The sequence below is a fragment of the Streptomyces zhaozhouensis genome (assembly GCF_900230195.1).
Taxonomy (GTDB): Bacteria; Actinomycetota; Actinomycetes; order Streptomycetales; family Streptomycetaceae; genus Streptomyces; species Streptomyces zhaozhouensis.
Genome location: NZ_OCNE01000010.1, coordinates 69406 through 91417 on the forward strand (window position 1 = coordinate 69406; position 22012 = coordinate 91417).

Below are 22012 nucleotides of genomic sequence, written 5' to 3' on the forward strand. Positions count from 1 at the left end.
CCTTGAGGTGTGTTCGTCGCTCTGGTGCCGCTTCGCCCGGGGCTCTCCCTCTTCCGCCGGTATCGGGGAGTTCGGGTAAACGTTTCCAGGCGCTGGAATCGTTTACAGATGGTGGTGGTGTGGCCCTCTCTCGTCAAGAGGTTGTCGGCTGTGATCCATTTCTCAGGGGATCGCCGAGAAGTATGACGGTTGTGTGGGGGAGTTGTCGCCTCGATGTGGAGGCGCGCATGAGTGCGCGCCGGCGCGCGTTGTCCTCCGGTGGGGGAGGTGCGCGCCGGCGCGGGGTGGGGCGGGTCAGAGCCAGCGGGGGAGCGCCGGTGGTGCCTCACCGGCGTGCGTGAGGCGACGCGCGCCCCTGCCGGTGAGCCAACGCACCAGATCGGCCTGGGCGCCGGCGACCTCGGGGCCCGAGCCGTCGCCGAGTACCAGCGGCGCGTCGCGGTCCTCGGGGCGCAGGGTCAGCGAGACCGCCTCGCCCCGCCGCCGCCAGCCCGCCACCACGTCGGCCGCCAACCGGTCCAGCAGCGCGGGCGGCAGGTCGCCGAAGCCCGCGCCGTTCGCCAGGTCCACGGCGTGCACCCACACCTCCCTGGTCCGCATCCACGCGGTCTCGCGCGCGGGGACCGTGCGCCCCTGGGCGGTGACCACCTCGGCGTCCCAGGCGGCCGAGGGCAGGTCGCGCCAGGCCACGTTGAGATGGACCTCGCTGTGCGCGAAGAGCGCGCGCAGCGCCCGCGGGGGCTGGCTCGCGCCCCGCTCGATCTCCCGCGCCCGCTGCTCGGGCGAGGCGTACATCGGGGTCTCCACGCCGGTCTCGGCCCAGGCGACCAGCCGCGTCAACGCCCGCGCGTTGTAGCCCACATGGGCCACCAGCGCCGCCCTGCTCCAGCCCGGCAGCAGGCTCGGCCCGGCCAGTTCCGCGTCGTCCAGCAGCGCCAGCCGGCGGGCGAAGAACGCGGTGCCGAGCCGCGCCAGCGCCAGCTCGGCGGCCGGCGCGCCCGGCGCGTCCTCACGCAGTCCGGCGCCCTGCCGCCGCCGCAGCTCCTCCCTGGCCCCGGCCAGCCCGTCCGTACTCACGTCGGCCCCCCGTTCCCGCCGCGAGCCCGCTCGTGCCGGCCGGCCTCGCGCGCCGCACGCCCGTTCATGCCGCGCCGGTCGCCGTCGGGGCCTCGGCGACGGTCGGGTTGCGCAGCGTGCCCAGGCCCTCGACCGTGGTGGTGAGCGTCTGACCCGGCGTCAGATAGCGCGCCGGCTTCCTGGCGTGCCCCACCCCGCCCGGGGTGCCCGTGGCGATCACGTCGCCGGGACGCAGGGTCAGCACGGTGGACAGATGAGCGATCAACTCGGCCGGACCGAAGACCAGATCGTCGGTCGCCGCCCGCTGCACCTCCTCGCCGTCCACCGCCGTCACCAGCTCGGGGCCCGGGGAGAACTCGTCCGGGGTGACCAGCTCGGGCCCGAACGGCGTGCTCGCCTCGAAGGACTTGCCCGGCAGCCACTGGAGCGTCCGGTACTGCCAGTCCCGCATCGTCACGTCGTTGAGCACCGCGTAGCCGGCGATCGCCGCCTCGGCCGTCGCCGGGTCGGCGCGCCGCACCGTGGCGCCCACGATCACGGCCAACTCGCCTTCCCAGTCGACCTGTTGCGATTCCGGCGGCAGCAGGACCGGGTCCTCGGGGCCGACCAGGGCCTCCGGATACTTGGTGAACACCGTGGGAGCTCCCGGCAGTTCGCGGCCCATCTCCAGAATGTGGGTGCGGTAGTTCAGCCCGACGCACAGGATCTTCCCCGGCCGGGGCACCACCGGCGCCAACTCCACTTCGGCGCGCGGCCGTTGACGCCCTTCGGCGGTCGCTGCCCGCTCCAGCCCGCCGGCCGCCAGCAGCGCGCCGACGTCCTCGTACTCCAGCTCGGTGACGGTCTCGCCCGTCACCCGCACGGCCCTGGTGCCGCCCTCGGGCAGTCGAATGGTCGCCAGCCTCATCGGTCTTCTCCCTCGATATGCGTGCGCGCGAAGCCAAGCCGTTCCATCACCGGCGCGTCGGAGAAACGGAACAGGTCCAGTGGCCGACCGCCCTCGGCCCCGACCCACCAGGGCACCCAGGAGGGCACCACGAACAGGTCGCCCTTCTCGACGGTGTGCTCGACACCGTCCAGCGCGACGCGCCCCCGTCCCTCGAACACCTGGAAGACGCTCGCGCCGACCTCCCTGCGGGTGGCCGTCCTGGCGCCGGCGCGCAGCCGGTGGAACTCGGCCCTGATGGTCGGCATCACGTCGCCGCCGGTGGTCGGGTTGACGTAGCGGACCGCCGCGTGCCCCTGCTCCACGGTGGCCGGCTGGCCCTCCTCCTCCAGCAGCAACTGCTCGGTGAGGGCCCGGTCGGTGTGCTCCCAGCGGTAGGCGGCGAGGGGGGAGGAGACGGTGTCGGCCAGCCCCGTCAGCGGACGCAGCCCCGGGTGGGACCAGAGGCGTTCGCCGCGCGAGAAGCGGGGGGTGGAGTAGTCGGTCACCCGGTCCGAGCCGAACTCGAAGAACCCCACGTCGGTCTGGTGCGCGAACGGGATGTCCAGGCCGTCGAGCCAGGCCATCGGCCGGTCGGTCTCGTTGTGGTGGCCGTGGAAGCGCCAGCCGGGCGTGAGCAGGAAGTCGCCCCGGCTCATCCGCACCGGGTCGCCGTCCACCACCGTCCACACGCCCTCGCCCTCGACGACGAACCGGAACGCGTTCTGCGCGTGCCGGTGCTCGGGCGCCGTCTCCCTCGGACCCAGGTACTGGATCGCCGCCCACAGCGTCGGGGCGGCGTAGGCGTGGCCGGCGAGTCCCGGGTTGGCCAGCGCGATGGCCCGCCGCTCCCCGCCCCGGCCCACGGGGACCAGGTCGCCGGCGCGCTCGGCCAGCGGGTGCAGCCTGGACCACCGCCACACGTGCGGCCTGGCCCGGGGCGCCGGGGTCATCGGCATCAGGTCGCCGAGCTGCGTCCACAGCGGGATCAGGTGCTCCGACTCGAAGTCGTCGTAGAGCCGCCGCAGTTCGGGCGAGTCCTCGCCGCTCATCGCGTTGTCTACCGACGCGTGGTCGGTGGGCTGTTCCTCCACGGTCATGTGCCCTTCCCTCTCTCGCGCCGCCGCCACGGCGCTCGGGGCGCCACGGTAGGAGCGCGGCGGAAGACGGGGACGGTCGCCCGTCGACGATTCTGTCATGGCGAACGCTGCGCCGCGTCGGAGCGCGGCCACCCGACGCGGTCTGCCGATCCCTTGCCGGCCGCTCGTCCCGCATAGCAGAATCGACCGGGTGGAGGAACCCGGGCCACCCACCGGGGTTCCTAGGGTGCGAGGCCGTGAGCGGGCCCCGCTCATCAGCGTCCGCCGGCCGTCTGGGCCGCCGGGCGGCGGCGGCCGGAGGAAAGGCACGGCACATGAATGTTCTCGTCGTCGGCGCGGGGATCGGTGGTCTCACCCTCGCCCTGGAGCTGCACCAGGCCGGTGTGCCCTGCCGGGTGCTGGAGGCCGTGCCCCGGCTCGCGCCGATCGGCGCCGGGGTGAACCTGCTGCCGCACGCCGTCCGGGTCCTGGAGCGGCTCGGGGTCGCCGAGCGGCTCGCCGCCTTTGGCGTGGAGACGGCGGAGTCCGTCTTCTTCAACCGCTTCGGCCAGCTCTGCTACCGCGAGCCGCTCGGCCGCCGCGCCGGCTACGACCACCCGCAGCTCTCGCTGCACCGGGGCGACGCGCAGCTCGGCCTGCTCGCCGCGGTCGAGGAGCGGCTCGGCCCCGACGCGGTCCGACTCGGCCGCCGCGTCGTCGCGTTCGACGACGACGGCGAGCGGGTCACCGTCACCGTCGAGGACGCCGCCACGGGGCGGCGCACGACCGAGAGCGCGACCGTGGTGATCGCCTGCGACGGCATCCACTCCGCCGTCCGCGCCCAGCTCTACCCGGAGGAGGGCGAGCCCCGGTACTCGGGCGTCACGATGTGGCGCGGGGTCACCCCGTGGCGGCCGTTCCTCAGCGGTGCCAGCATGGTCCGCGCCGGCTGGTTGGCCACGGGAAAGATGGTGATCTATCCAGTGCGCGAAGAGATCAACCCGGCGGGTGACCAACTGGTCAACTGGGTGGCCGAGGTGGAACGTCCCCGCGATGCCACCCGCGACTGGACCCGCGCCGGCCGGCTGGAGGACTTTCTGGACGTCTTCGCCGACTGGCACTTCGACTGGTTGGACGTGCCCGCGCTGATCCGGGGGGCGGAGTCCGTGCTGGAGTACCCCATGGTCGACCAGGACCCGCTGCCGCGCTGGACGTTCGGCGGGGTCACGCTGCTCGGCGACGCCGCCCACCCCATGGTGCCGCGCGGGTCCAACGGCGCGGGGCAGGCGATCCTCGACGCGCACGCGCTGCGGCTCGCCCTGGCCGGCCACCCGGGCGACCCGCGCCGCGCCCTGGCCGCCTACGAGGAGGAGCGCCGCCCGGCCACCACCCGGGTGGTCATGACCAACCGGGTCCATCCGCCGGACACCATCCTCAAGGAGGTCCACGACCGCACGGGGGACCGCCCGTTCGAACGGATCGAGGACGTCATCAGCCACGAGGAGATGGCCGCGATCTCCGACCACTACAAGAGAGTCGCCGCTTATGACAAGGATCTCGTCAACCGTGGGGGATGACCCCTCGGGGGCGCCCGCACGCCGGACCGCGGGCCGGGCCCCGGCCGGCCGGAGCGCGGGCGCCAACTGGTCCACCACGCCCCCGCCCTACAGCCTGGGCTCGGTGGACAACGCGCTGCGCCTGATCCACGCGCTGGACGAACGAGGCGAGCTGCGCGTCTACGAGGCGGCCGAGCTCCTGGGCGTCGCCCGCTCCACCGCGCACCGGCTGCTGTCCACGCTCTGCTTCCGCGGCTTCGCCACCCAGCGCGGCGACAGCCACGTCTACCTGCCGGGCCCCGCGCTCGCCGACGCGGGGCTGCGGGCGCTCTCCCGCCTCGACCTGCGCCAGGTCGCGGGGCCGCCGCTGCGGGCGCTGGCCGACGAGACGGGCGAAACCGTGCACCTGGTGGTGCTGGAGGGCAACGGCGCGCGTTTCGTGGACGGCGTCGAGTCCACCCAGCCGCTGCGGGTCGGGCTGCGCGTCGGCATGGTGCTGCCGGCGCACGCGACCGCCGCCGGCAAGTCGATCCTGGCCGCGCTGCCCCCGGAGCGGGTCACCGACCTCTACCCGCGCGGCGTGCAGACCCTCACCGACCGCACGCTGGCCAGCCTGGAGGAGATCCAGCGCCACCTGACCACGGTCGCCCAGGCCGGCCACGCCACCAACCACGGGGAGAGCGCCGACGACGTGGCCGCGGTCGGCGTGGTCATCCGCGACCAGGCCCGCCACCCCGTGGGCGCCCTCGCGCTCGCCGCCCCGGCCGAGCGGCTGCTCCCGGCCCGCATCCCGCTCGTCGCCCAACGGATGCACCGCGCCGCCGCCACCATCGGCGGGCATCTGCTGCCGGGAGCCACCACGGGGTGAACGGGCGCCCGGCGCGGCGGAGTCCGGCTGGTCGGGTTCTCGTGGTCAGGTCGCGCTGGTTGCTGTCCCTGGTCAGGTTCCACTGGTCGGTGCCACTGGTTACTACCGCTGGTCACTGCCCGTCAGGTTCCACTGGTCGGGACGCGCTGGTCGGTGCCACTGGTCACTGCCACTGGTCGGCACGCCTGGTCAGCCGGTCTCGGGGCCGTGCCCGTCGGTGGTCGCGCGGAGCGCCGCCGCCAGCCGGTCGCGCACCTCGGTCTGGGCGGCGATCCGGGCGTCGAGCACGGCCAGTCGTTCCCGGGCGACGCGCAGCCCCGCCTCCGAGGGCGGCGCGGTGGCCATGTCGCCGTCCAGGCACGGGAGGAACGTCCGCACGTCCTCCAGCGTGAGGCCGGCGTCCAGCAGCAGACGGATGTTGCGCACCCGGAGCACGGCACCCGCCGCGTAGACGCGGTAGCCGTTGGGAGCCCGCTCGGACGAGAGGAGCCCGGCCCGCTCGTAGTGGCGCAGCGCCCGCGCGCTCGTGCCCGTCGCCCCGGCCAGCTCACCGATCCGCACCCCGACCACCTCCGGGGCTACTCGTATCACGCCACGACCGCCCCTCCGTCGACGGGGAAGACCACTCCGGTGACGAACGAGGCGCCGGGCGCGGCGAGCCGGGTGACCGCCCAGGCCACCTCCTCCGGGCGGCCGATCCGGCCCAGCGGGGTGGCCGCCAGTTGCCACTCGCGCACGGCGGCCCGCCGCTCGGGCGTCAGACCCTGGTGCTCGCCGATCGGGGTGTCGACCGCGCCGGGGGCGACCGCCACCACCCGCACTCCCCGGGGCGCCAGCTCGACGGCCCAGCTCCGGGTCAGGACCTCCAGGGCGGCCTTGGTGGCCGCGTAGATCCCGTTGCCCGGCCAGGCCCGCTGTCCCACGGACGTGCTGACGTTGACGACCACCCCGCCTGGCCCGCCCTGCGCCGCGCACAGCAGCGGCAGCGCCGCCTGGGTCAGCAGGGCGGGGGCGATCAGGTTGGTGGCGAGCTGGTCGGTGACCGCCTCTGTCGTCAACGCGCCGAGGGCGCCGCCGCGCACGACGGCGGCGTTGTTGACCAGTACGTCGCAGCGTCCGTGCCGCTCGGAGACGGCGCGGACGATCCGCTCGGGGGCGCCCTCGGCGCTGAGGTCGGCGGGCAGCGGCGTGATCCGGTCGTGCCCGGCGGCGGTCTCCTCAAGGGGCCCGGGACGCCGGCCGACCGCGACCACCCGGGCTCCCTCGGCGGCGAACGCGCGGGCGGTGGCCCGTCCGATGCCGGTGCCGGCGCCGGTGACGAGGACGGTCCTGACGCGGGACGGTGTGTCGTTGTTCATGCGGCGATCGTCCAACCCTGCCGCCAGCGTCAAGGTCAAGCGCCGGCCGGCCGGCAGGCAGGCAGGTCCGGGGCGGGGCGGCGGAGTTGACCTCAACAGCACATGAGGTTGTTCGCTGGTGGGCGGTGGGAGCACCCGCCGCGGGATCTTCGGAGGAGCACCGTCATGAGCACCGAGTACACCGACGTCCCCACGCCCGAGGACGAGGCCGCCATCCGGCGGCTGGTCGCGGACGCCTCCGCGTACCAGAGCGACGTCGCACGTCTCCCGCCGCTGCACACGGCCGACGCCACCGTGGTCAACTTCGGCGGCCGACGGGTCGTCGGCCGGGAGGCCCTGGAGGCGGCGATGCGCCAGGCACTGGCCTCGTCGCTGGCCGAGGTGACCACCACCGTCGAGGTCGAGTCGATCCGGCTGATCCGCCCCGACGTGGCGGTCGTCGCCTCGGTCAAGCACGTCCACGACGGCCGTTCCGCCGAGGGCGACGGCGAGGGGGCGACCCCCCTGCCGGCGAGCTCGGGCCGGCTGACCTATGTGCTCGTCCGGCAGGAGGGGGCGGGTACGGCCGGGGACTGGCTGATCAGCGCGGCGCAGACCACGCCGATCCTCGGCTGAGGGCGTCCGGGCCCGCGAGCAGCCGGCGGCCGTCCGGCCCGGAGTCGGCGGCCGCCGCGCCCGCGTCCCACGGCGGGGCCCGGCCGACCGGCCGGGCCCCGCCGCCGCGAGGTCGCCCCCGCCGCGAGGTCGCCCCCGCCGCGGGGGTGCGGGCGGGGCGCCGTGGGGTTCACGGCGCCCCGCGCCTCACGGGCGCGGCAGCTCGTGCGGCTCCGGGTGGTCCAGGGCCGGGTCGTAGGCGCCGACGCCCGCCGCCAGGGAACGTGCCTCCGCCGGGAGGCCGGCCCAGGCGCGCACCGACTCGACCGCGAGGGCGCGGTCCTCGTCGGAGAGCAGGCTGATGTTCGCGCCGTGGTTGGCCCCGGGGGCCACCAGGCTGTGCGCCTGCCGCTCCGCGGAGTCCGCGCGGAACGGCTTGGCGGCCCACGGGTCGGCCTCGCCGTTGACGAAGAGCAGCTCGGTGCCCGAGTGCGTCACCCAGCCGTCGACCCAGGTCATCGCCCGGTCGTCGAACGCGGGCAGCTCGACCTCCGGCGGCACGAAGGCCGCGGAGTACTTCAGCTCCGGATACTCCAGCAGGTCGTCGAGGTGCTCGGTGGAGTACAGCGGGTTCCCCAGCTGGGTGGCGGCCTGGTAGTAGTACGGCACCATGGCGGCCAACTCGTGGTCGGCGCCCCAGCCCACCATCCCGTCGATGTAGTCGTACAGCTCCTGGGTGGACGCGGTCGGCTCCGGCACGGCGGCGCAGTCCGCCTCCGAGCCGTAGTACTGCCAGAACGTCCACCGCAGGTTCAACGGCCCGACCTCGAAGGACTGCTCCACGCCGCCGACGTTGGTGAAGGTGGCCCCCACCTCCTCGGCCCACTCCTCGTGCAGCGGCACCATCTCCTCGCGCCGCAGCAGGACCTCGCGCTCCACGGCCTCCAGGGCGGAGCGGCACTCGGCGGTGCCGACGGTGGCCAGCGCCTCGTCGTAGGGCCCGGTGTCCTCGCGGTCGGTGTTGCTGGCCGCGACATAGGCGACCGTTCCGTCCATGTCGTCCGGGTAGTGGTAACGGTAGTACGCGGCCGTCATCCCGCCCTTGCTGCGGCCGTGGGAGATCCAGTTCCGGTCGTAGATCTCCGACAGCGCCTCGTGGACGCGGTGCTGGTCGCTGGCGGCCTGGTAGATGTCCAGCGCGTCCCAGGCGTCACCCTCGGGGACCGACTCGCCGAAGAAGCGGTGTTCGAGGCCGACCTCGTTGGCGTCGAGCAGTTGCGTCGGCTCGCTGTAGGCCGGGTCGGGGTTGAGCCAGTAGCCGTTGGTGTGGAACACCGTGGGCCGGTCCTCGCCCGTGTGCAGCACGGATATTCGCTGTTCGAAACTGCCAAGGCCGGGCCTGCGGTGGTCCACCGGCTGTTCGAAGCTCAGCAGCAGAAACCTGTCGCCGTTCTCCGCGGGCTTCTCCTCGATCAGGGTCATCCCGGGAATCGCGGCGATGCGCTCCGCGATGTCCTGCTCCTGGGCCTGAGCGACGCCCGTCGCCGCTCCCCCCACAGTGGCTGTCCCGGCCAGCACGGCCACCGAGGCCAGCCACCCCGTGGTCTTTCTCATGCATCATCTCCTCGTCGCCCCAAGGGCTTTCTGTGCCCTCATCAAATCATAGCTATAGCAAATTAATTGAGGGTGGACGCGAAGTGTGCGGGACGGGGGAGGACCGGGCGGCGGTCGCTCACGGCGCCCCCGGGGGCGGCTACGCTCGGGAGGTGTGACCACACCAGCAGTCGCCCCCCGGGACCCGCGGGCCTTTCTCGCCGCCTTCGCCCGCCGTCAGGCGCCCCGCGTCGCGGAGTTGCCCTGCGGCTTCGTCGTGGCGAACGACGCGTTGCCGCACTCGCGCGCGGACAACCAGCTTCTCGTCGAACGGCCCCTGCCCGACCCCGCCGCGCTGCCCGCGCTCGCCGACCGCGTGCTGGCGGGGCTCCCCCACCGCCTCGTCACCGTGCTCGACGAGGGCGCCGGTGAGGCGGCCCGCGGGCCGTTGACCGCCGCCGGCTACGCGCACACCGCCGAGCTGCTGATGGTCCACCGGGGGCCCGTACCCGCGCCACGGCCCGGGGGGCCGCGCGCCGGGACGGTGGAACTGGAGGCGTTGCGGGCGCCGTTGACCCGCAGATGGCGCGGCTTCCTGCCGGACGGCGACGAGGAGGCCGTCCGGCAGCTCGTCGAGCGCCGGGCCGTGCGCCCTCGCGGGGCCGAGACCGTCCACTTCGTCGGCTCCCGGGCGGAGGGCGGCGAGGTGGCCGCCTGGGCCGACCTCTATCTCGAACCGGCCGCCGGTCTCGCCCAGATCGAGGACCTGCTCACCGCCGAGGAGCACCTCGGCCGGGGCCACGGCCACGCGGTGGTGGCCGAGGCCCTGCGGTTGGCGGAAGCGGCCGGCTGCGCCACCCGCTTTCTGATCGCCGAGGCCGAGGACTGGCCCCGACTCTGGTACGGGCGGTTGGGCTTCACCACCGTCGGCCGCGTCCACACCTTCGAACGCGTCTGAGAACCGGTCCCGGCTCCCGCCGCCGACGCCGGAACGGGCCGGACGTCAGCTCGCGGTCGTCAAGGTGCCCTCGCCCGCGGGCCGTTCGTCCGCCGGCGCGTCAGCCGGGGCCTTCTCGGACCCGATCGGCCGCACATGGCGCAGTCCGCGCAGCGCCAGCCAGGCGCAGACGAGCATCAGGGCCCCGCTGACCATCGTGGTGACACCGGCACCGGAACTGAACGCGTCCCGCGCCGTGTCGAGCAGTCCCTGCCCCGCGTCTCCCGGCAGCTCCTCGGCCACCGCGACCGCGCCCGGCAGGCTGTCCTCGGCGAACTCGGCCGCCCCGTCCGGCAGTTGCTCGGGGCTCTCGCCCTCCATCCGGGTCCGGTAGACGGTGGCTCCCACACTGCCGAGCACCGCGATGCCCAGCGCCATGCCCAGCTCCGTGGCGGTCTCGGAGAGCGAGGAAGCCGATCCGGCCCGCTCCGGCGGCGCGGAGCCGAGTACCAGGTCCGTGCCGAGCACCATCGCGGGCGAGAGCCCGAGGGTGCCGATCAGCAGCCCGGCCACCGACCACGCCAGCGAGCCGGCGTCCACCGACATCAGCGCGTACCCCCCGGCGGCCAGCACGAAGCCGCCCGCCACCACGTGCCCCGGCGGCACCCGCCTGGCCAGCGTCGGGGCCAGCACCGAACCGACGATCATGCCCGCCGTCATCGGCAGCATCCACAGTCCGGCCCGCAGCGTCGACATCCCCTGCACCATCTGCAGGCCCTGGATGAAGAAGAGCAGCACGCCGCCCGAGGTGAACGTGGCCACCAGCAGCAGCGTCAGCGCCGCCGTGAACGAGCGGTTCGCGAAGAGCCGGATGTCCATCAGCGGCGCGGGCAGCGACCGCTGCCGGCGCACGAAAAGCAGCCCCATGAGCGCACCGAACACCAGCGAGGCCAGCGGCAGTGTCGAGAGACCCTCCTTGGCCAGCTCCTTGATGCCGTAGACCAGCGGGATCATCGCGGCCAGCGACTGGCCGACGCTGACCGGGTCCAGACGCCCCGGGCTGTCGTCGCGGTACTCGGGCAGCAGCAGCGGCGCGGTGATCAACAGCACCACCATCACCGGAACCCCCAGCAGGAAGACGGAGCCCCACCAGAAGTGCTCCAGCATCACCCCGCCCAGCACCGGCCCCACGGCCGCCCCCGCCGAGAAGCAGATGATCCACACGCCGATCGCCATCGATCGCTGGCGCACGTCCTTGAACATGTTGCTGATCAACGCCAGTGTGCTGGGCATCAGGGTCGCCCCGGCCACGCCCAGCAGCGCCCGCACCACGATCAGCATGAGCGGCGACGAGGCGTAGGCCGCCGCCACCGACGCCGCGCCGAACGCGGTGGCGCCTATCATCAGCAGCTTTCTGCGGCCGATCCGGTCGCCCAGCGTGCCCATCGTCACCAGGAAGCCCGCGATCATGAACCCGTAGATGTCGAGGACCCACAGCAGCTCGCTGCTGCTCGTTCCCAGGTCCGCGCTCAGATGCGGCGCCGCCAGGTGCAGCACGCTGATGTCCAGGGCGAGCAGCAGCGTCGGCAGGGCCAGCACCCCCAGCCCCACCCACTCGCGCGTCCCGGCTCTTCCCCCGGTCTCCTCGACCGTCATCACACGGCCCTCCCCTCACATCGGTCTCAACACTCACCCTCTCAGGCGCGAGAACCGGCCTCGCGACCGGCAGATCGGGTCTAGCGACGGGGGAGCCGTGCGTTATTCCCGGGCGCCCGGAGGTGAGGGGGGTGAGGGGGCGCCGGCGGGCCGCACCGACCTCGTCGGGCGGCCGGTCGGCGGGGGCGCGAAAGGGACCGGCCGCCCCCGGAGGGAGGGGCGGCCGGTCGGGGGGCGGTCAGCGCACGGTGCCGCCTCCGGTCTCGATGAGGTTGAGTAAGTCGTCGGCGGCCTTGGCGACCCGCTCCGGTCGGCGGGTCAGCAGATCGCCGCGATCGCCCCAGCCGGGCGAGACGTGGTAACGGTCGCCGCTCATCCGCAGGGCGACCGTGCGCCCGCCGGTGAAGCGCACCCGGTGGGCGCTGACCTCGCTCACGGGCGCCTCGTCGATCAGGGTGCCCTTGCTGTTGCGGAGGGTCAACGTGTCGGTGTCGACGAGCAGTTGCCCGTGCTGGGCCATCGGCCGGACCCCCTTGCCGATCTGCACCTCGCCGAACTCCCGTTCGCCGTTGGGTCCGTAGACACGTCCGTCGGCCATGACGCCGCTCCTTCCACGCGTTCCCGGGCGCCGGCGGTCTCGGCGCCGCCGGTCTCCGCGCCCTCGGGTGTCCTCGGGTACCCGGGGCGACGCGTCCCTAACGGGCGCGAGGCGCGCGACACGTGTCCCGAGCGGTGCTACTCGCCCGAGGGCCCGGGGAGTTCGACTCCCTCGGCGACCGGGGCGCCGAGGGCCCCGGCGGCGTCTCACCGCCCCCACGGTGCCCCGCCCCCCCGCCCATCCGCCGTTCACCCGCGCCGGGTCACCCCTCCTCGTAGGCCGCCGGGCCCAGGGACAGGTAACGCAGATACTCCCGGTAGTCCAGCGGGTCCCCCGTGAAGCGCTGCCGGCTCGGCGGGGTCCCCCTGACCAGTCGGTCCCCCTCCGGGCGTGACCAGTGCGCGCCCTCGCCCTTGGTCAACTCGGGCAGCGCGGCGACCAGTTCGGGAACCAGCCGAGTCGGCACCTCAGTGGTCAGCAACCAGCTGTCGCCGCGTTCGGCCGAATCCAGCACCCGTCCGCCGACCGTCGCCAGCCGGCCGGCCACCGTGTGCAACGTGTCCGACGGGATCTCCAGCTCCACCGACTGACACGGCTCGTACACCCGCGTGCCGGCCTCGCGCAGCGCCCGCATCAGCACGACCGGGGTCAGGCCCCGGAAGTCGGCGGCGACGCTGTTGGGGGAGTGCCAGCCCACCCGGTACAGCGTGACCAGGCAGTCCGTCACCTCCCAGCCCCGCAGCCCCTGGCGCAGCGTGTGCCGGACCGCCTCCTCGACGGCCAGATGGAACGCGCGGGGCAGCGCGCCCCACTCCACCCGCCGCTCGAACCGCAGCCCTTCGCCCGCCGCCAGCGGCTCGACCCGCAGCCCGACGGTCGCCCAGAAGTCGTTCGGCCCCCGCTTGCGCAGCTCGGTCAGGGACGTGCCGACGCCCGCCGGCCGCTCGAAGTAGACCGGGGTGACCGGCGAGAAGACCGCCTCCACGCCGAAGTCCCGGCGCAGCCGCTCGCCCAGCACCTCGCGCTGCACCGCGCCGTGGAGCAGCACGCTCAACGTGCCGTCCCGCGCGGTGCGCGTCCTGATCAGCGGGTCCTCGTCGGCCAGCGCGGTCAACGCCGCGTGCAGCGCGGTCCGCAGCGCCGGCGACGCCGGTCGCACCACCGTCTCCAGACTCGGCGGCGCGAAGCGGGTCCGCGCGTCCGAGCGCGGCGGGTCGCCCAGGCGGTCCCCGATGCGCACCCCGGGCAGCCCGTGCAGCCGGCCGATCTCTCCCGCGCGCAACGGTGTCTCGCCCCGCCCGACGGACCACCCATCCGGGGCGACGACCTCCAGCCGGCTGATCCGGCCGGTGAACTCGCCCCGGGCACCGTCCGGTTCGCGCCGCCGGAAGGTGACCCGACGCCGCGCCCGCAACCGCCCCTCGAACAACCGCAGATAGGCCACCTTCTCGCCCTCCCCGGTGCGCTCCACCGCGAAGACGGTCCCGGAGGGCGCGGCCGAGTCCCCGGCCTCCGGGAGACCGACCCAGGCGGTCAACGCCTCGGTCAGCGCCCCGACCCCCTCGCCGGTGAGCGCCGAGCCGGCGAGCACCGGGTGGGCGCGACCGGCCGAGACCGCCCCGGCCAGCAGCGCGGAGAGCTCCCCGGCCGACGGCGGCCGGTCGTCGACCAGCCGCGCCAGCAGCGCGTCGTCCCGCTCCGCCAGCGCCTGACCGACCTCGGCCCGCACGGCGGGGTCGGCCAGGGAGCGCGCCAGGGCCCGCGCGCCCCGCGTCCCCGGGTCGGTGACCGTGGTCAGCGGGACGGCGGTCGGCGTCAGCCGCGCGCGGATGTCGGCCAGCAGCGCCTCGGGGCGGGCGCCCGCCCGGTCGATCTTGTTGACGAACAGCAGCGTCGGCAGGCGTGCCGCGCGCAGCGAACGCATCAGCACCCGCGTCTGGGCCTGCACGCCCTCCACGGCGGAGACCACCAGCACGGCCGCGTCGAGCACGGAGAGGGCGCGTTCCACCTCGGCGACGAAGTCGGGGTGGCCCGGGGTGTCCACCAGGTTGACCTGGCGTCGCCCGACGCGGAAGGCGGCCACCGCGCTGCGGATGGTGATGCCGCGCTCGCGTTCCAGCTCGCCGGAGTCGGTGCGGGTGCTGCCCTCGTCGACGCTGCCGAGACGGGCGACGGCGCCGTTGTCGAAGAGAAGGCGCTCGGTCAGGCTGGTCTTGCCGGCGTCAACATGGGCCAGCACGCCGATGTTCAGAGTGGGGAAGGGCACGAGTGTCCTCGGAGATCAGAAAGGAACGAGTGGGCGCTTCTACTGCTCCGAAGTGACGCCGCATCTGCCTCTCCTGTCCGCCGGATGTGTCCGCGTGCCGGGCCGCCCGGGACGGGCGCCTCCGCCGGGCAGCGTACCCAAGGAGACCGGCGGCGCCAGCGAATTGACGGCCCGGCGGCGCGTGGGGTGAACGGGGCGGGCGCGCGCGGAGGTTCGCTGGTTCGGGTACGGGCGGTGCACCTAGAGTGAGGGGACGCCTCGCGCGGGGCGTCGCCGTGCGGCGTGCCCGAGGGCACCGCCGGCGCCAGTCGGACGGGGAGTCGGCCGGGAATGGTGTACCAGGTTCCACCGGAGACAGCGCACTTCGTCGACCGGGAGGACGAGCAGGCCCTGGCGTTCCGGGCCGTCGCGGAGTGGAAGAGCGCGGCCAGGCCGCTGTGCCTGGCGCTCAGCGGCCTCGGCGGCACCGGGAAGACGGAGCTGGCCTACCGGCTGGCCCGCGGGCTGCGGGAGCGCTACCCCGACGGCGTCCTCCATGTCGACCTGGACGACCTGCGACGCGGCGGGGTCGTCGAAGTCACCGACGCGTTGGGCCAGTTGCTCGGCGCGTTGGACGTGGAGGGCCGCTGGCTCGACCAGACGCTGCGCGACCGCAGCCGCCAGTACTGGGACCGCACCGACGGCCGCCGGCTGATCGTGCTGATCGACAACGCCAGGTCCGCGGCCGAGGTGGTGCCGCTGCTGCCCGCGTCCGGCGAGAGCCTGGTCATCGTGGCCAGCCACGGGCCGCTGCCCGACCTGGAGAGCGGCTCGGCCGTCGAGCTGCCGCTGGCGCCGCTCGGCGACCGGGACGCGGCGGAGCTGCTGCGGCTGATCGTGGACGACCCCCGGCTCGCGACGGAGCCGGAGGCGGTGGACGGGCTGCTGCGGCTGTGCTCGGGACTGCCGGCCGCGCTGCGGGTGGCCGGGCAGTGGATGCGGCGCCACCGCAGGCGCCCGCTGGCCCGGCTCCTCGCCGAGCTGGAAACCGAACTCACCGACCGGGGGCTGCCGATGGTCGAAGCGGTCTGGGACGCCGCCTACCGTTCCCTCGACGGGAACGCCGCGCTCCTCTACCGGCTGGTGCCGCTCTTTCCCGGCGGCTCGCTGACCGGTGAGGGCGCGGCGGCCCTGCTGGGGCGGGGCCGGGACGCGGCCGACGACGCCCTGGACGCGTTGGAGACGGCGGGCCTGCTCGACCCCAGGGGCGAACGGACCAGGCTGCCCGACCTGTTGCGCGGCCACGCGGAGCGCCGCGCGCGGGAGGACGGCGACGAGGCGGAGCGCCGTGCGGCGGCGACCCGGGTCGTGCGCTGGTACCTGCGGCAGGCGCAGCGCGCCGACCTGCTGGCGGCCGGCGCGCGCCTGACCCTGGCCGCGCGGGCGGAACCGGTGCCCGGCGCGCCCGACGCGGACTTCGGCGGGGGCGCGCCCGCCGACGCCTACCGCTGGCTGGAGGCCGAACGGCACGCGCTGCACGGCGCGGTCGCCCAGGCCGCGCGGCTGGAACTGCACGACGAGGGATGGGCGCTCTGCGAGGCGCTGTGGACCCACTTCCTCGACCATCCGCACCACGCCGACACGGCCGACTCCTTCACCCTCGGCGTCCAGGCGGCGCAGCGCGCGGAACATCCGCCGGCGCTGGTGCGGATGCGCAGCCAGCTGGCCCGAGTCCGCTGGGAGCAGGGGGAGTTCGACGCGGCCGCCGAGGAGCTGACGCGGGCTCAGGCGGCCGCCGAGCTGCTCGACGGCAGTGAGCTCCACCGCAAACTCGCCGCCTCGGTCGTCGAGTTCAGGGGAACGCTGCACGGGCGACGCGGCGACTGGCAGTCGGCGGCGGCCGACTTCGCCGAGGCGCGGAAGGCGCACCGCGCCATCGACAACGCCTACGGTGTGCTGCTCGGCACCTACCGGCTGGGCGAGGCGCTCGCCGCGCTCGGCGAGCTGGAGCGCGCCGAGGAGCTGCTGACGCAGGCGTGCCGCACGGCCGAGGAGTTGCGGCGGGAACGGCTCGCGTCCCGCGCGGCCTTCGCGCTCGGCGGGGTGCTGCGCCGGCGCGGCCGGCCGGCCGAGGCCGCCCCGCTGTACGCGGCGGCGCTGGACGCGGCGCGCGCCCGCGGCGCGGACTTCGACGAGGCGCGGGTGCTGCACGCGCTCGCCGACCTGGCGGAGGAGCGGGGCGAGGCGGAGGAGTCCGCCCGCCACCGGGCGGCGGCGAAGGCGATCGAGCGACGCAGGGGGGCGTGACCCGGGCGGGCGGCTCGGGGGCGCGGACAGCCGCGCGAGTGACGTCCACGTCTCGCGGTCGACGACGCACCCCGCCCGCCGGCTCGCTTGTCGCCCCCGCCACCTCCGAACGAGGCGACCTACACCGTCCGGGACCGTTCCTCGGCGCCCGCCTCGCGCAGCACGCACGGAAAGGGAAGGTCGCCGATGACCGCCGTGAACGGGCCGCGGGCGTGCGGGCGTTCGGACAGCAGCACGTGCGCGGCGGCCAGCGCGGCGGCCGGGTCGGTGTGGAGGAGGCGGCCGTCGGCCGCGTGGGGCGACAGTTCCAGGGCGAGTGTCCGGCCGCCCCTGGCCCTGACGAGCGCGAGCTCGCCGGAGAGCAGCACGCCCGCCGTGGCGCACCCCGGGTGGTCGCGGAGCGCCGCGTCGATCCATCCGTCGACCGTCCACGTGGCCCGGTGCGCCCCCGCGCCGCGTTCCGCGCACGCGCGACGCCGGTAGAGCAACCCCGCGCTCTGCACGTGCCGTTGCCCGGCCACGCCCCACTCGGCCGCGAACAGCCGCACCGGACCGGCCCACCACGTCGGGTGCCGTTCCACGGCGACGCGCTCCCCCTCGCCGGCCTCGCCGGCCTCCCCGGCCCGGCCGGTGACCCCGCGCACCGCGCGCACCGCGAACGCGGCGGGCGCGCGGTGCGGCGCGGTGGGCACGGGCAGCGTCTCCGGCTCCGGCGGCGGCCCGACGGGCGTCAGGCCCAGCAGTGCGTACAGCTCCCGGCGCAGCGCCGCCAGCACGCCGCCGCGCCGGGCGAACGCCGCGTCGGCCGCCGCCGCGACGCCGGGGGCGACCGGCCCGGAGAGCAGCGCCGGCAGCGCCTCGGCCGTTTCGAGCCGGGGCGCGGCGGCCAGCAGCCGCGCCGTCGGGCTTTCGGGGATCAGCTCGTGGCCGCCGTCGTAGGCGGCGAGCACCCGCCGCCCGAGCGCGGCGGCGTAGAGCGCCGTCGCACCGTGGTCGGTGACCACCGCGTCCGCCGCCACCAGCAGCGACGCCCACTCGTCGCGCGGTCCCGGCAGCAGCAGCCCGGCCTCGCGCGCGGGGGCCAGCGCCTGCGCCAGGTCGAAGGAGCCGAGGCGGCTGCGTTCGTTGGGGTGGGGCACCAGCGCGACCTGGTAGGCGTCGTGCGGCAGCAGCCCCGACAGCTCGGTGGCCAGCGTCGGGCGGCGGGCCAGCAGCGACTCGGGGCCCCAGGTCGAGACCAGCGCCACCAGGCGGCGCGCGCCCGTGCCCAGCGCCGCGCGGTAACGGTCGCGGTGGGCGGCCGAGGCCAGCAGGCGCTCCAGCGTGGGGTCGCCGACGACCACGGCGCGCGTGGCGGCCTCGGCGCTCGCCCGCGCCAGGCGGGTGAGCTGGTCGGGGTGGGCCAGCAGTTGCCGGTCGGCCCTCGGCGCGCCGTCGACCAGCAGAAACGCGGGGTCGAGCCCGGAGGCGACGCCGGGCGTGCCCTCGCCGGGGAGCGACTTGCCGAAGCCTGCGCCGTGCGGCAGCAGCGCCAGCGTGCCGTCGAGGGCGCCCAGGGCGCCCTTGGGGCTGGCCGCCACGATCAGGTCAAACCTGTCCCGGCCCGCCCGTTCCCACGGCACGGTCCGCGCGCCGGCCCGCTCGACGGCGGTCAGCGCCTCGGCGTCGAAGTCGGAGCCGGGCACCAGCGTGAAGCGGCGGGCGATCCGGTCGTCCCCCGCGAACACCGGCAGAACGTCCAGCAGCCGGTGGAGGGCGGTGGCGGAACGGGCCGCGAAGAGCACCGTGCGGGCCGTGCGGCGGTTGTCCGCCGTGGCCGTGCCGACGGCGGCCCGCGGGCTGTCGCCGCTGGTCACCGGCGGTTGCATGGGTTGTCCGACGGCATGGCTCGATCGTACTCGTCGAGGGTGGGAGGGTCAGCCCGGCAGGGAAGGATTGTCGGCATGACGGAGTGGGGAGTGGCGTTGATCGCGGCGGGGGCGGCGCTGTTGGCCAGCCTGATCAGCGGGGTCTTCGCCCGCTCCGCGGGGCGGCGGCAGGCCGCCGCGATGCTGGAGACGGTGCGGATCACCGTCGAGCAGCAGCGGCAGGAGCGGGCGCTGGCGGCCCGCCGGGCGACCTATCTCCGTTTCCTGGACGCCGCGGAGACCGTGCTGCTGGCCCGCAGGACCGGCGGCTCCACGGCCGAGGACCGCGCCGCGCTCCAACGGGCCATGGGCGCCGTCCAGTTGGAGGGGCCGGCCGCGACGGAGGCGGGCGCGCTGCTGGAGGCGTTACGTCGCGAGCGCGGTCCCGACGAGCTGGAACGGGCCAGGTTCGCGTTCATCACGGCCGCCCGTGAGGCGCTGCGCGCGGCCGAGCACCGGACGGAGTGAGCCCCCGGCCCCCGGCCCCCGCGTCGCGACGCGGCGGCCGGGGGCCGGGGCGCACCGGCGGGTCAGACCTCGACGATCAGCTTGCCCCGGTTGGCCGCCCGGTTGGTGTACAGGTTCTGGTAGGCCGTCGGGAAGCTGTCGAAGCCCTGGTGCACCGTCTGGTCGAAGACGATCTCCCCGCGCCTGACCGCGCCGCCGACGTCGCGCCGCAGCTCGGCCAGGTTCTCCTCGGTGAACCACTCCTCGGCGAAGATGCCCCGGATCGTGGTGCGCGGGAACATGATGTACGGCAGCAGCCGGGGGCCCGCCCAGTCGCCGTTGACCGTCGTCGACCACTGCCAGCAGACCGCGACCCTGCTGTACGGGCGCAGCATCCGGAACGCGGCGTCCGTGATCGAGCCCCCGAGGTTGTCGAAGTAGCGGTCGATGCCCTCGGTCGTGGCCAGCAGCGCCCGGTGGGTCTCGTCCACGTCGTCGCCCTGCCGGTAGCGCACCACCGCGTCGAAGCCGAAGCGTTCCAGGTAGCCGACCTTCTCCTCGGAGCTGGTGGTGCCGATCACCCGGCCCGCGCCGGCGCGCTTGGCCAACTGCGCGGCCAGCGTGCCGATCGCGCCGCTGGCGCCGCTGATCAGCACCGTGTCCCCGGGTCGCACGTCGAGGAACTTCGTCATGGTGCCCCACGCCGTGATGCCGGGGGTGCCGAGCACGCCGAGCGCGGTGGTCAGTGGCAGCGCCGCGTCGTGGTCGGCCGCCTCCAGCCGGCGCATCGCGGGCAGCCGCAGCGGGAAGCGGCCGTGGCGCCAGACCCAGGCGCGCCCGTCGCTGACCAGATGGGTGCGCCACCCGCCGAAGCCCTGCACCAGGTCGCCGACGGCGAACCGCGCGTCGGGCCCCGCCTCCAGCACCTCCAGGATCGAGTCGCCGCCGACGTGCTCGCCGAGCGGCGTCTCCTGCGACAGGCCCACCAGGTAGGGGTCGACGGAGACCCAACGGGTGCGCAGCAGCATCTCGTCGTCGCGCAGCGCGGAGACGTCCAGCTCCTCGGTGACCTTCTCGTAGATGCGGTCGGCCTCGGGGATGCCGGGCACGTGCTCGCGGACGACCCACTTCTCGCTCTTCACTCAGGCGCTCCTCGGTGCTCTGGTGGCGGCCGCGGGCCGCCGGGCTGGGGGAAGGGTGCCGTGCCGCTCGGGCGGGCCGACCGGCACGACGAGCTGCCGGGGCGGCGGCAGGCTCCGGTCGATCTCGGCGGTGAACTCCCGCCCGTCGTCCCGGCAGATGAACTGCGTGACCTGCCGCCCGGCGGCCACGGCGCGGATCAGGCCGCCCACGGTGACCCACACACCGGACATGTAGAAGTCGGCCAGCCCCGGCAGCACGGGACCCAGCCGGTTGATCTCGCGCTCCAGGGTCTCCCCGCCCTCGTCCATGAACGGCTGCCAGCCGGGGAACGCCCCGTTGTGCGAGGCGGTGTAGCGCACCTGCGTCAGCGGCGTGGAGACGTCCCGCACCGCGATCGACTCGCGCAGTCCGGGGAAGCGTTCCTCCAGGAACGCCTCCAGCGTGGTCCGCACCCGGCGCTTGGCCGCCAGGTACGGCTTGCCGTGCCGCACGGGCAGCGTGTGCAGCACCTGCCCGCGCCGCACCCGGCTGGACTGCTCGGGGCCCTCGCGCAGCTCGCGCCAGGGGGCCGCCTCGGAGAAGTAGGTGGCGTACACCACGCTGGTCTCGTCGGGCGACAGCTCCGGGTAGTGCCGGTCGCGGAACTGGATGTTGACGCTCGGGTGCCGCATCCCGGTCAGCTTCTCCGCGACCTCCGGCTCCAGCAGATAGGTGGTGCAGGGGTCGGCCTCGGGGAAGCGGCGGCGCAGCCCGAGGAAGAGGGAGACATAGCCGGGGGAGAGCATCCCCGGCTCGTCGATGGTCTCGGTGTACAGCCGGCGGTAGGTGTCGTTGAGGTACCGCCCGCCGAGCATGTCGACCACGGCGCTGCGCATGTCGCAGGCGGCGACCACGATGTCGGCCCGGAACTCCCGGCCGTCGCTGAGCCGCACGCCCACCGCGTGGTCGTTCTCGACCAGGATCTCCTCCACCCTGGCGTTGTAGGTGATCTCGCCGCCGAGCCCGAGATAGCGCCGCTCGATGGAGCGGGCGAGCCCCAGCGAGCCGCCCTCCGGCACGCCGGCCGAGTGGTTGGCGTGCGAGGCGAGCTGGAAGTAGAACGGCAGCACCGGGAACTCGGGGTGCTTCTCGTAGAGGACGTGGTTGAACGCCTCACGCAGCAGCGGATGCCGGAACCGCTGCGAGTAGTCGGTCATCAGCTCGGTGATGGACCGCCGGATGGAGTTGAAGTAGGGCAGGAACGAGGCCATCATCCGCCACCGCTCCAGCCGGCCCATCATGCCGACCGGTTTGAGGAACGGGTAGACGGCCAGGGCCCGTTGGAACGTCCGCAGGTTGCGGCAGAAGTGCCGCACCTGGCGGGCGTCGGCCGGCGAGATCTCGGTGAGGTGCCGCTCCAGCCGGTCCGGGTCGGAGTAGAAGTAGACGGCCTGCCCGTCGCGGCCGCGCACGATGTTGAAGACGTCGAACTGCCGGATCTCCTTGCCCTGGATGGCGCCGAGCTCCAGCCAGATCTGGTGCATCTCGTTGCCGGGGCCGCTGCCCAGCAGCCAGGAGACGCACCAGTCGAAGGTGAAGTCGCCCCGGTCCCAGGAGGTGCACGAGCCGCCCGGGATCTCGTGCATCTCCAGGATGTGCGTCCGGTAGCCGTTCATTCGGGCGTAGGCGCCGGTGGCCAGGCCGCCCAGGCCGCCACCGATGATGATCATGCTTTCGCGCCGC

18 protein-coding genes are annotated in these 22012 nt (G+C 74.7%); 6 read left to right on the plus strand and 12 right to left on the minus strand.

The genetic code is table 11. The features are described from left to right. Positions 1-294: 294 nt before the first annotated feature. From CRP51_RS15590 to CRP51_RS15600, 3 genes are all read right to left on the minus strand, one after another. A complete protein-coding gene (locus CRP51_RS15590; protein WP_245880606.1) occupies positions 295-1077 on the minus strand; it encodes a maleylpyruvate isomerase family mycothiol-dependent enzyme in 783 nt (260 codons plus the stop codon). A 64-nt stretch (positions 1078-1141) separates the two neighbouring features. Next, the gene (locus CRP51_RS15595; protein ID WP_097231805.1) at positions 1142-1984 is read right to left on the minus strand and encodes a fumarylacetoacetate hydrolase family protein; all 843 of its coding nucleotides are present in this window, start codon (positions 1982-1984) and stop codon (positions 1142-1144) included. Beyond that, complete coding sequence (locus CRP51_RS15600; protein ID WP_097231806.1) at positions 1981-3102, minus strand: cupin domain-containing protein; 1122 nt, start codon at positions 3100-3102, stop codon at positions 1981-1983. The genes CRP51_RS15595 and CRP51_RS15600 overlap by 4 nt, the downstream gene beginning before the upstream one ends. Before the next feature lie 314 nt (positions 3103-3416). Between CRP51_RS15600 and CRP51_RS15605 the strand changes: the two genes are divergently transcribed. Next, the gene (locus tag CRP51_RS15605; RefSeq protein WP_097231807.1) at positions 3417-4658 is read left to right on the plus strand and encodes a flavin-dependent oxidoreductase; all 1242 of its coding nucleotides are present in this window, start codon (positions 3417-3419) and stop codon (positions 4656-4658) included. Beyond that, a complete protein-coding gene (locus tag CRP51_RS15610; protein ID WP_170970570.1) occupies positions 4648-5505 on the plus strand; it encodes an IclR family transcriptional regulator in 858 nt (285 codons plus the stop codon). Before CRP51_RS15605 ends, CRP51_RS15610 begins: the two co-directional genes overlap by 11 nt. 189 nt (positions 5506-5694) lie before the next feature. Here CRP51_RS15610 and CRP51_RS15615 read toward each other — a convergent pair whose 3' ends face one another. Both CRP51_RS15615 and CRP51_RS15620 read right to left on the minus strand, forming a co-directional pair. Beyond that, the gene (locus CRP51_RS15615) at positions 5695-6066 is read right to left on the minus strand and encodes a MerR family transcriptional regulator (RefSeq protein WP_097231920.1); all 372 of its coding nucleotides are present in this window, start codon (positions 6064-6066) and stop codon (positions 5695-5697) included. Positions 6067-6092: 26 nt separating this feature from the next. Beyond that, positions 6093-6863, minus strand: coding sequence for an SDR family NAD(P)-dependent oxidoreductase (locus CRP51_RS15620; RefSeq protein WP_097231809.1), 771 nt, complete (start codon positions 6861-6863; stop codon positions 6093-6095). Between the two features lie 165 nt (positions 6864-7028). Between CRP51_RS15620 and CRP51_RS15625 the strand changes: the two genes are divergently transcribed. Then, positions 7029-7478: a YybH family protein gene (locus tag CRP51_RS15625; RefSeq protein ID WP_097231810.1), complete on the plus strand. Its 450-nt coding sequence runs from the start codon at positions 7029-7031 to the stop codon at positions 7476-7478. A 186-nt stretch (positions 7479-7664) separates the two neighbouring features. Here the strand turns inward: CRP51_RS15625 and CRP51_RS15630 are convergent, their stop codons facing one another. Beyond that, on the minus strand, positions 7665-9071 hold the full coding sequence (locus CRP51_RS15630) for a S28 family serine protease (RefSeq protein ID WP_097231811.1): 1407 nt from the start codon (positions 9069-9071) through the stop codon (positions 7665-7667). Between the two features lie 154 nt (positions 9072-9225). Between CRP51_RS15630 and CRP51_RS15635 the strand changes: the two genes are divergently transcribed. Beyond that, complete coding sequence (locus tag CRP51_RS15635; protein WP_097231812.1) at positions 9226-10008, plus strand: GNAT family N-acetyltransferase; 783 nt, start codon at positions 9226-9228, stop codon at positions 10006-10008. A gap of 45 nt (positions 10009-10053) precedes the next feature. On the opposite strand, the gene CRP51_RS15640 is transcribed toward CRP51_RS15635, so the two are convergent. The 3 genes from CRP51_RS15640 to CRP51_RS15650 form a co-directional block, all read right to left on the minus strand. Continuing rightward, on the minus strand, positions 10054-11643 hold the full coding sequence (locus tag CRP51_RS15640) for an MFS transporter (protein WP_097231813.1): 1590 nt from the start codon (positions 11641-11643) through the stop codon (positions 10054-10056). Between the two features lie 238 nt (positions 11644-11881). Beyond that, the gene (locus CRP51_RS15645; RefSeq protein WP_097231814.1) at positions 11882-12241 is read right to left on the minus strand and encodes a hypothetical protein; all 360 of its coding nucleotides are present in this window, start codon (positions 12239-12241) and stop codon (positions 11882-11884) included. A gap of 262 nt (positions 12242-12503) precedes the next feature. Next, positions 12504-14507, minus strand: coding sequence for an elongation factor G (locus CRP51_RS15650; protein WP_097231815.1), 2004 nt, complete (start codon positions 14505-14507; stop codon positions 12504-12506). Positions 14508-14837: 330 nt separating this feature from the next. Here CRP51_RS15650 and CRP51_RS15655 point away from each other — a divergent pair, with 330 nt between their 5' ends. After that, positions 14838-16793: a hypothetical protein gene (locus CRP51_RS15655; protein ID WP_097231816.1), complete on the plus strand. Its 1956-nt coding sequence runs from the start codon at positions 14838-14840 to the stop codon at positions 16791-16793. 119 nt (positions 16794-16912) lie between these two features. Here CRP51_RS15655 and CRP51_RS15660 read toward each other — a convergent pair whose 3' ends face one another. Next, positions 16913-18577, minus strand: coding sequence for a translation initiation factor 2 (locus tag CRP51_RS15660; RefSeq protein ID WP_097231921.1), 1665 nt, complete (start codon positions 18575-18577; stop codon positions 16913-16915). Positions 18578-18736: 159 nt separating this feature from the next. Here CRP51_RS15660 and CRP51_RS15665 point away from each other — a divergent pair, with 159 nt between their 5' ends. Beyond that, on the plus strand, positions 18737-19168 hold the full coding sequence (locus CRP51_RS15665; RefSeq protein ID WP_097231817.1) for a hypothetical protein: 432 nt from the start codon (positions 18737-18739) through the stop codon (positions 19166-19168). 62 nt (positions 19169-19230) lie between these two features. Here the strand turns inward: CRP51_RS15665 and CRP51_RS15670 are convergent, their stop codons facing one another. Together CRP51_RS15670 and CRP51_RS15675 are read right to left on the minus strand one after the other, a co-directional pair. Next, positions 19231-20289 (minus strand): MDR family NADP-dependent oxidoreductase, encoded by a 1059-nt coding sequence (locus CRP51_RS15670; RefSeq protein ID WP_097231818.1) that lies wholly within the window; start codon positions 20287-20289, stop codon positions 19231-19233. After that, complete coding sequence (locus CRP51_RS15675; protein ID WP_097231819.1) at positions 20290-21999, minus strand: phytoene desaturase family protein; 1710 nt, start codon at positions 21997-21999, stop codon at positions 20290-20292. Positions 22000-22012: the final 13 nt, after the last annotated feature.

What these genes read in the sequence shown, in the direction of transcription:
- CRP51_RS15595 (WP_097231805.1), bottom strand. Translation starts at nt 1,984, where the DNA reads ATGAGGCTGGCGACCATTCGACTGCCCGAGGGCGGCACCAGGGCCGTG.
- CRP51_RS15600 (WP_097231806.1), bottom strand. Translation starts at nt 3,102, where the DNA reads ATGACCGTGGAGGAACAGCCCACCGACCACGCGTCGGTAGACAACGCG.
- CRP51_RS15605 (WP_097231807.1), top strand. Translation starts at nt 3,417, where the DNA reads ATGAATGTTCTCGTCGTCGGCGCGGGGATCGGTGGTCTCACCCTCGCC.
- CRP51_RS15620 (WP_097231809.1), bottom strand. Translation starts at nt 6,863, where the DNA reads ATGAACAACGACACACCGTCCCGCGTCAGGACCGTCCTCGTCACCGGC.
- CRP51_RS15625 (WP_097231810.1), top strand. Translation starts at nt 7,029, where the DNA reads ATGAGCACCGAGTACACCGACGTCCCCACGCCCGAGGACGAGGCCGCC.
- CRP51_RS15630 (WP_097231811.1), bottom strand. Translation starts at nt 9,071, where the DNA reads ATGAGAAAGACCACGGGGTGGCTGGCCTCGGTGGCCGTGCTGGCCGGG.
- CRP51_RS15640 (WP_097231813.1), bottom strand. Translation starts at nt 11,643, where the DNA reads ATGACGGTCGAGGAGACCGGGGGAAGAGCCGGGACGCGCGAGTGGGTG.
- CRP51_RS15645 (WP_097231814.1), bottom strand. Translation starts at nt 12,241, where the DNA reads ATGGCCGACGGACGTGTCTACGGACCCAACGGCGAACGGGAGTTCGGC.
- CRP51_RS15655 (WP_097231816.1), top strand. Translation starts at nt 14,838, where the DNA reads ATGGTGTACCAGGTTCCACCGGAGACAGCGCACTTCGTCGACCGGGAG.
- CRP51_RS15665 (WP_097231817.1), top strand. Translation starts at nt 18,737, where the DNA reads ATGACGGAGTGGGGAGTGGCGTTGATCGCGGCGGGGGCGGCGCTGTTG.
- CRP51_RS15675 (WP_097231819.1), bottom strand. Translation starts at nt 21,999, where the DNA reads ATGATCATCATCGGTGGCGGCCTGGGCGGCCTGGCCACCGGCGCCTAC.